Source organism: Heliobacterium mobile (genome assembly GCF_009720735.1).
GTDB classification, from domain to species: Bacteria; Bacillota; Desulfitobacteriia; order Heliobacteriales; family Heliobacteriaceae; genus Heliobacterium; species Heliobacterium mobile.
On record NZ_WNKU01000084.1, the window covers coordinates 1 to 1,514 of the forward strand.

Sequence of the window (1,514 nt, forward strand, 5' to 3'; positions counted from 1 at the left end):
TAACTCAACTTTCGCACACCGAAAAACCCAGTCGAGCCTTGAATTGACAGGGTAAATCAGCAATAAAGTTATCGAAGAAAGTCTTCCTCTGTTGCTCAGTAACAGAAAACGTGTTTTTGATACATTGTTCTAATATTTCAAGTAGAAGCAGCAACGCGGAAGCAAACTTTATATCGTCTAATTCGTTGCATAAATCATAGAATAGTCCGCCAATGGTACGTGGGTCGGCACTTCTTCGTTTCTCTAGAGCCAACAGGATGTATCGGGAGAAGACAATTGTGCTATGAGCCACCATGGAATCGTAGCTACGTCCCTGAAATTCTTTGGCCAGCTTCAGATGGGATTTGAGCATCTTAAAGAACACTTCAATATCCCAACGTTTTCCATAAAGACGAACTACTTCTTCGTCAGGCAAGTCGACATCGGTAGTGATTAGGGCTAACCATTGACGAGAACGATTGCGATCTCGAACAAAGACAATCGTAGCATCCACGACTTCACCTTTTGGCGAACGAATGTGTACAGGCACAGACGCTAAGATTTTGGCACGACCTCGCTTTTTTTTGACCGATGCGTAAATGCTATCAAGGCTCATTGCCTTTCCCTGGTAATGATAGAACACTTTCGATGTCTTCTTAAGCATGGCAATCGGGTGATACCCCAGACGTGCAACTTTCGTTAAGACACTGGGGAAAGCAAACCAGCTATCAAAGAGGATATGGTGAGCTGAGATACCGTAGGAATGTACTTGTTGAAGCAGGTCCACCAGTACCTCTGTACTCTTTTTCATGGCCTCGACTCTTCGTTTGTATCCATTGGAGCGTTTATCGATATTCGAGTGAGTGGAACAAAGTCGATTCTTGGATTTCTCCGAACTCAGAAGAGAGAAGGCCAGGGGAATGAACGAGTTACCATCGGACCATCCCAAGGTTAACATTCGAAAACCACGGACAAAGCGATGGCTCACATGGTCATAAACCCGGGCTACCATCTCCACAGATTTACTTCTGGATCGACGATAAAGGGAATCATCAACGATCAGTACATCGACCCTATCTTCCGATGTGAGATGAGCGAGGGATTTAAAAATAACCTGGGTAGCCAATAACCAGAGAAATCTTCGCCAGTTCACTCCACTGGAGTTCAAGAACCGATAGTACGTATCTTTTCGGCAGGAAGTATCATTTTGGAGAAACCGAGTGAATGACTTCCCGGTGAATACCAACGAAAACAGCGTCTGAAACAAATCGATAGCCGAGATGCCTCGCTCTTTACGACAGTTTGATTTCTTCAAGATCTGGGCAATTTTGAATTCTTTCATGAATTGTAGAATTACTGTTTGGAGAGGGTTATTTTGCTCAACTTTATTTGGTATCATAGAACTGAAAAACATCCTTTCTGATTCCGGTTATGGCGGTTTGGTCACTTCCATTTTACCGAATCAGAGGATGTTTTTCGCCTTTATCCCTGAAAAATCAAGGCTTTATGTCATTTTTCTTACTGCGAAACTTGAG

At 43.3% G+C, this 1,514-nt stretch carries 1 protein-coding gene; it reads right to left on the reverse strand.

What is annotated here, in order from left to right:
- Nucleotides 1–4 precede the first annotated feature (4 nt).
- A complete protein-coding gene (locus GJ688_RS19660) occupies nt 5–1,378 on the reverse strand; it encodes an IS4 family transposase (protein ID WP_207708850.1) in 1,374 nt (457 codons plus the stop codon).
- Between the last annotated feature and the right edge of the window lie 136 nt (nt 1,379–1,514).